This is a genomic window from Streptomyces blattellae (genome assembly GCF_009709555.1).
GTDB classification, from domain to species: domain Bacteria; phylum Actinomycetota; class Actinomycetes; order Streptomycetales; family Streptomycetaceae; genus Streptomyces; species Streptomyces blattellae.
On sequence record NZ_WJBG01000210.1, the window covers coordinates 1 to 7,244 of the forward strand.

4 protein-coding genes are annotated in these 7,244 nt (G+C 71.1%); 1 reads left to right on the plus strand and 3 read right to left on the minus strand.

Annotated features, from left to right (window positions below; genetic code table 11):
- Nucleotides 1-151: 151 nt before the first annotated feature.
- The gene (locus tag GFH49_RS28225) at nt 152-3,349 is read right to left on the minus strand and encodes a family 78 glycoside hydrolase catalytic domain (RefSeq protein WP_155058882.1); all 3,198 of its coding nucleotides are present in this window, start codon (nt 3,347-3,349) and stop codon (nt 152-154) included.
- A gap of 324 nt (nt 3,350-3,673) precedes the next feature.
- Between GFH49_RS28225 and GFH49_RS28230 the strand changes: the two genes are divergently transcribed.
- Nucleotides 3,674-4,885 carry an SLC13 family permease gene (locus GFH49_RS28230; RefSeq protein WP_230396539.1) on the plus strand — a complete coding sequence of 404 codons (1,212 nt, stop codon included), beginning with the start codon at nt 3,674-3,676 and terminating at the stop codon, nt 4,883-4,885.
- A 662-nt stretch (nt 4,886-5,547) separates the two neighbouring features.
- On the opposite strand, the gene GFH49_RS28235 is transcribed toward GFH49_RS28230, so the two are convergent.
- Both GFH49_RS28235 and GFH49_RS28240 read right to left on the minus strand, forming a co-directional pair.
- The gene (locus tag GFH49_RS28235) at nt 5,548-6,381 is read right to left on the minus strand and encodes an ABC-2 transporter permease (protein ID WP_155058883.1); all 834 of its coding nucleotides are present in this window, start codon (nt 6,379-6,381) and stop codon (nt 5,548-5,550) included.
- Nucleotides 6,378-7,244: ATP-binding cassette domain-containing protein (locus tag GFH49_RS28240; protein WP_155058884.1), on the minus strand; the 867-nt coding region annotated here is incomplete at its 5' end. The genes GFH49_RS28240 and GFH49_RS28235, both read right to left, overlap by 4 nt.

Below are 7,244 nucleotides of genomic sequence, written 5' to 3' on the forward strand. Positions count from 1 at the left end.
CCACCACGGCACCAGAACCGAGCCACCGGGCCACCGGGCCACCCCCTCAACGCAACCACCGCGATACCGGAACCGACCGCGCCGACCCGCAGCACCGTCCCGCGCAGGCGGCCTGTGAGGCGAGCCGCCTGCGCGCCGCGCTTCCGGCGGGCTACTCCGTCGACGCGAGTGTCGTGGTGCCGGAGCCGACCGGGCCGACTCGCAGCACTGTGCCGGTCAGGTCGGTGAACGATGTGACCTTGGCGTTGCCGCCGGACGCGGTCACCCGGTACGCCGACGGGTCGGCGTCGCCGATCTCCAGTTCCAGGACGGCGCGGGTGTTGGGCGGCAGGGTCACCCGCAGGGAGTGGGCGCCGGCGGAGCGGCGGACGGAGACGGAGACCGGGCCGCGCAGGGACGGGACCGTACCGTCGACCTCGGTGAGGCCGCCGGTCCTGGGCCGGATCCGGAACGTGGCCGCGCCCGCCTTCGTGACCTGCACGCCCAGCACATGCCTGGCCACGGCGTTGGCCGGTGCGGAGGCCCACGCGTGGGAGAAGGTCATGTTCGACTTCAGTGCCGGATCCCAGGCCTCGGTGACGATGGTGGCCTTCAGGTCGTCCAGCATGTGCAGCCAGGAGTTGGTGGCCTTCGAGGTGAGCAGCGCGAGGGCGGCGTCGGACCGGCCGAGCCGGAAGAGCGCGTCGAGGAGGAACTGCGCCCCGTACACGCTCACCTTCATTCCGCCCGAGGCGAGCGTGTCGCCGAGCCTGGCCAGTACGGCGTCGTCCAGGGCGTCGGCGACTCCGAGCGCCACCGGGAAGGCGGTGGCGTGCTGGGCGCTGTGGGTGGTGCCGGCGCCGTCGCGGAACTTGCCGGCCGAGCTGTCGAGCAGGGTGTCGCGCATGGCGGCGGAGAGGGTGTCGGCCCTCTCGCGCAGGGACGTGGCGTCGTCCGTCCTCCCCAGCGCGGTGGCGCACTTGGCGAGGGCGTCGAAGGCCGCGTACTGGAAGGCGTTGACGACGGTGTTGACGCTGGTGAAGACGTAGCCGTCACGGCTTGCGGCCGGCCAGTCCACCAGGTCGCCGAGGTTCTGGCTGGTGTTGCCGGGCGACTTGTGGACGAGCCCGTCCGAGCCGAGGTAGGAGGTGAGGTTCTTCTCGGCGAGGAGGTCGTAGTCCTTGGCGAGCTGCCGGTCGTCGCCGGTCGCGAGGTAGTCCTCCCAGGCGGATATCGCGCACATCAGCCGGTACTCGGTGGGCCAGGTGCCCTGCCGTACCAGGTAGTCGTTGGACCAGCGGGCCAGCGCGTAGGAGCGCTGGACGCCGTACTCGGAGAGCTGGTTGATCAGCGCGTCGCCCTCGTAGGGGCCGCGCTCCCGGGTCGGGGTGTCCGTGTAGAGGTCGCCGCGGGTGGCTTCGATGGAGTAGCGGCACAGTTCCCAGACCCGGTCCAGGCCGGGGTCGGAGCTGCGGAAGGAGGTCTGGGAGTCGTCCCAGTCCAGCTTCCAGGCGCGGCCGGTGACACTGGCCCCGGAGAGGTCCAGGGAGGTGCGCAGCTCGGCCCAGCGGAAGCCGCGGTAGCCCCAGTGCTCGAAGCGCTGGGCGCCGTCGCGCAGGGTCCACACCTCGCGGTAGGTGTTGGTGGCGCGCAGCTGGTACTTGACGGTGCCGTCGGCGTTCAGCTCCTCGCCGAGACGCACCTCGACGGTGTCGCCCGCGCTTCCGCTCACCTCCAGCGCCAGCCCGCCGACGATCTCCCGGCCCAGGTCCACCAGCCAGCGGCCGTCGGCCACCTTGGTGACCTTGGCCGGGGTGACGTCGTGCAGCCGTACCGGCTCGATCGGGGCGGGGACGAGTCCGTCGATGGCGGCGCGGACGGCGGGGGCGGACCAGTCGCCGTCGTCGAAGCCAGGCTCCATCCAGCCGACGGGCTCCTGGCGCAGGTCCCAGTACTCCTGGGGAACGGTGTAGTAGCTGCTGCCTGCGCTGCCCTTGGCCGGCAGCAGGCCGGCCTGGCGGCGGGCCTTCCAGTCGCCGCCGGAGCCGATGGTGGCCCGGCTGCCGTCGGCGTACGTGACCTCCAGCTGGGCGAGGAACTTCTGCTGCGAGGTGGTGTGGCAGAGCGCGGCCAGCGCGTTGGCCTTGCCGGAGCGCAGCGTGTCGGTGATGTCGTAGGCCTGGTACGCCACTCCGCTGCCGGAGCGCACCGAGGCGTGGCCGACCAGGCTGCCGTTGCTCCACACCTTGGCCACGTACTGCCGGGCGGGGGTGGCGGAGGTGGCCGCGACATAGAGCACGGCGGCGGCGATGTCCTTGCCGTCCGCCAGGTCGTACTCGTGGCGGAGCAGGGCCCAGGTGTCGTCGGCGCCGTAGGAGGAGAGCGAGGAGGCGCCGGTCGGGAAGGTGAGCACGCCGTTCGCCACGGTGCCGGCGGAGAACGTGCCCTTGTCGGAGGCGAAGTCGTCCTGCAGCAGCACCGTGCCGTCGGCTGCGGTGAAGCGGACGCTGTCGTACGTCTGGGACTCGGTGGAGCCGTTGCGCAGGCCGACGTTGCCCGAGGTGTAGCGGGTGTGGGTGGTCGTGTCGACGACGGTGCCGTTCACGGTGGTGGTGAAGGTGGAGCCGGACATGGTGACCGCGAAGTCCACCCACTCACCGGTGGCGACCGGGAAGGGCAGTGTGAACTCGCCGAGGACGGTGTAGGTGCCGTTCACGCACACGTGCTTGCGCAGCACCCCGGCGGTGGCCCCGGCGCGCAGCTGCCACATGTAGTTGTTGGCGGTGTTGGTGGCGCGGAACCACAGTCCGGCGGCCACCGTGGTGATCTTCAGCCGGGTGGCGAAGGTGCCGTCGGTCATGGTCGGCCCGGCCTTGACCCAGATGGGCTCGGCCACCCACTCGTCCTCCACCGAGGTCGCCAGCAGCACCGGCTCCGACCACGACGAGCGCTCACCCTTGTCCGCCCAGCTGCTGACCCGCCACCAGTAGGCGGTACGGGGCTTCAGCGCCGGCCCGCCGTAGGCCACGGCGGTGGAGGCGGTGGAGGCCACCTTTCCGCTGTCCCAGAGCAGCTGGTCGTCCTCGAACCCGGCCGGGGTGGCGGCGAGTTGCAGCTGGTAGGCGCGCTGGAGGGTGTCCGCGCCGAAGTCGGGGACCTGCCAGCTGAACCGCGGCTGCTTCCCGGCGGTGGTCCCCAGCCCCTTCGGCAGCAGGTCGGTCAGCATCCCGGTCGGCGCGGGGGACGCGCCCTCGCCGACGACGCCCGCGCCCGGCACGGCGGCGACCGCGCGAGGCCCGGTGAGGACGACGGAGGCGGCCACGGCGCCCCCCAGCTGGAGGAGGCTACGGCGCGACAGCGGTCTGGGCATGGGGCACCTTCAGTGGTGAAAGGTTTCAGTCAGAATGCCCGGAGGTTAGAGGTAGGCGAAGAAAGCGGTCAATGGGTGGGGCGGAATTGACCTGAGTGATTCATGAAACGATTTAACCCGCCGTTTCGTACACGGGCGGGACCAGACTCCCTAAGGGCTTCCCGGACATGGGGAGTTGATCCGTCGGGGGAGGGCGGGACGCGCCTACGACCGTACCCTGGAGCGTTACTGCTCACTGGGTGGGTCCCTGGCCCCTGCCGCTGGAGAACGGAACTGAGTACCACCGTCGTCGCCGAGACCGTCTCCGTCGTCCTGCTGTCGGGCGTGCTGGCCTTCGCTGTCATACGCCCGCGCGGATGGCCGGAGGCGGCGGCCGCCGTCCCCGCGGCGGCACTCGCCCTGGCGGTGGGCGCCGTATCGCCGCACGAGGCCTGGCAGCAGACGCGGAGTCTGCTGCCGGTCGTCGCCTTCCTCGCGCTGATCCTCGTGCTGGCGCGACTGTGCGCGAACGCGGGCCTGTTCGAGGCGGCCGGAGCGCTCGTGGCCCGCTGGTGCGGCGGCAGCTCGCGGCGCCTGCTCGCCGGAGTGTTCGCGGTCGCCTCGGCCATCACCGCCGTACTCAGCCTGGACGCCACGGTCGTCCTGCTCACCCCCGTCGTTTTCGCCACCGCCGCGCGGGCTGGAGCGCGGGCCCGCCCGCACGTGTACGCCACCGCCCACCTGGCCAACTCCGCCTCCCTGCTGCTGCCGGTGTCGAACCTGACCAACCTCCTCGCCTTCACCGCAAGCGGCCTGACCTTCACCCGGTTCGCCGCGCTGATGGCATTGCCCTGGCTCGCCGCGATCCTCGTGGAGTACGCCGTCTTCCGCTGCTTCTTCCGCACCGACCTGGCCGCCGGCGGCACGCCCGGAGGCCAACCGGAAAAGAGCCCCGGCGTACCGGTCTTCACCCTCGTCGTCCTGGCCCTGACCCTCGGCGGCTTCGTACTGACGTCGTTCGCCGGGCTCGAACCCGCCTGGGCGGCGCTCGGCGGGGTGCTCGTGCTCGGCGGGAAGGCGCTGCGGCAGCGTTGTACGACCGTCAGGGAACTGGCCGGCGCGGCCGCCCCGCTGTTCTGCCTGTTCGTGCTCGCCCTGGGCATCGTGGTGCAGGCGGTCGTGGACAACGGCCTGGATTCCGGGCTCGGGCACCTGCTGCCCGAAGGGCACTCTCTGCCCGCGCTGCTCGCCGTCGCGGCGGTGGCCGCCGCCCTCGCCAACATGATCAACAACCTGCCCGCGGTCCTGGCCCTCCTGCCCCTCGTCGCCCCGAACGGCCCGGGCCCGGTCCTCGCCGTACTGATCGGCGTCAATCTGGGGCCCAACCTCACGTTCGTCGGCTCCCTGGCCACCCTGCTGTGGCGGCGCATCCTCCAGGCCCACGACACCCGGGCGGAACTCGGCCGCTTCACCCGGCTCGGCCTGGTCACCGTCCCGGCCACGCTCCTTGCCTCCACCGTGGCCCTGTGGGGAATGCTGCACACCGTCGGGACCTGACCTACCGCCGCCCGCGGAACTGCCCACCCGCGGAACCGCTTATGAGCGCGGCCACCACCGCCGAGAGGGCCCAGCCGCCCCGCCGCTCACAGCCGCGCACCGCGGCATCCCGGACCACCGCGGCATCCCGGACCACAGACCGATCCGCCGCGGCCCGATGGCGACCACTGGAACAGGAATGCGGCCTCGATGACGCCGAAGGCCACCAGCGGTTTCCGCCGCCGCCACAGCAGGGGCAGTACCAGCCCCGCTTGCAGCGCCAGCGTCGCCGCCAGTGGCAGCTCGGTGATCGCGATGGTCGACCTGCGCGGGCCGTCGTCCCCCGAACCCTGGGCAGCACGTCCGGCAGGCAGAACATCACGATGGACACGACGACCACCAGGGTGTCCAGCGCCCAGGGATGGACACGGTCCACGTGCCGCAACCGCTGGCCGCCGCGGTTCAGCCAGGTGATCAGGCGGGCCATGCCGCCCGTGTCGTCGATGCTCACGGATGTCACTTGTCTGTGCTCGTGTCCAAGCTCGCGTCCGTGCACTCGTCCGAGCTCGCGTCCGTGCACTCGTCCGAGCTCGCGTCCGTGCACTCGTCCGAGCTCGCGTCCGTGCACTCGTCCGAGCTCGCGTCCGTGCACTCGTCCGAGCTCGCGTCCGTGCTCCTGCGGGTCAGACGTCGTTGCGCTTGAGCCGGTACGTCGCGCCCGCCAGCGTGAGCACCGTCCAGCCGAGGAACACCGCCAGTCCGGCTCCGGGGGCCAGGGTGGTGGAGTCGTGCGTCAGGGTGTAGATGGACTCGCCCGCGTTGCTGGGCAGGTAGGGACTGACGTTGTCCTCCCAGGAGTTGGGCAGCAGCGCGGTCAGCCCGGGGAGCAGGACGAACACGCCGACCAGCACCGAGATGCCGCCCGCCACCGACCGCAGCAGCGCACCGAGGCCCACACTGATCACCCCGATCAGGCCGAGGTAGAGACCCGCCCCCAGCAGGCACCGCGCGACACCCGCGTCCGACAGGCTCTGGGCCGCCGAGGTGCCGGAGACGATCTGACTGCCGATCAGGAAGGCCACCAGAGCGCCGGCCGAGGTGACCAGCATCGCCACCAGCCCGTACAGCCCGGCCTTGGACCACAGCACCGGCAGCCGGCGCGGCACCGCCGCCAGCGTCGAACGGATCATGCCGGTCGAGTACTCTCCCGCCATCACCAGCACACCGAGAACACCGAGGGCCAACTGCGCGAAGGGGATACCGAACAGGGACAGGTCCACGGCCTTGGAGGTGTCGAAGTCGCTGTCCAGATTCCCGGCCTGGAACTGCCAGGAAATGATCAGTCCGAACACCAGCAGGAACAGCAGGCCGAGAATCAGCGTGATCCACGTCGAGCGCAGGGACCACAGCTTGGCCCACTCCGAGCGCAGCACACGCCTTCCGTTCACCTTGTAGACGGGGCGAGACGGAGCGGTCGCCCCCTGCACGGGCCCGGCGGTCGTCGTAACGGAACTCATGCCACCCTCCCAAGGGTGTCGATACCGGTCGTGGTCGTGGTCGGGTTCGTGCTAGTGGTCGTGTTCGTGGTGCCGTGGTACTCCACCGCATCCCTGGTCAGATCCATGAACGCCTGCTCCAACGACACCGTCCGCGAACTCAGCTCGAACAGTGCGACGCCGTGCTCCGCCGCCTTCAGCCCGATCTCACGGGCGGTGAGCCCTGCGACGTGCAGTTCCTCGGAGCCGGCCTGACCGGTGATGTCGACGCCCGGCCCCGCCAGGACGTCCCGCAGCCGCGCCGGATCCTGGGCCGCCACCTTCACCGTGTTCCCGCCGGCCTCGCGCACCAGATCCTGCACCGTCGTATCGGCCAGCAACCGCCCGCGCCCCACGATGATCAGATGGTCCGCCACCAGCGCCATCTCACTCATCAGATGCGAGGAGACGAACACCGTCCGCCCCTCCTGCGCGAGCCCCGTCAGCAGATTGCGGATCCACAGCACGCCCTCCGGATCGAGGCCGTTGACCGGCTCGTCCAGCATCACCGTCTGCGGATCACCCAGCAGCGCCGCGGCGATACCCAGCCGCTGCCCCATACCGAGGGAGAAGGCCCCGGCCCGCTTCCCCGCCACACTGCCCAGACCGGCCAGCTCGATGACCTTCTCCACCCGGCTGCGGGGTATCCCGTGCGTCAGCGCGAGCGCGTTGAGATGGTTGTACGCCGAGCGGCCCGGGTGGATCGACTTCGCCTCCAGCAGCGCGCCGACCTCCTGCAGCGGGGCCCGGTGCTGGGCGTAGCGGCGGCCGTTCACCGTCACGGAGCCGCTCGTCGGGGCGTCCAGTCCGACGATCATGCGCATCGTGGTCGACTTCCCCGCACC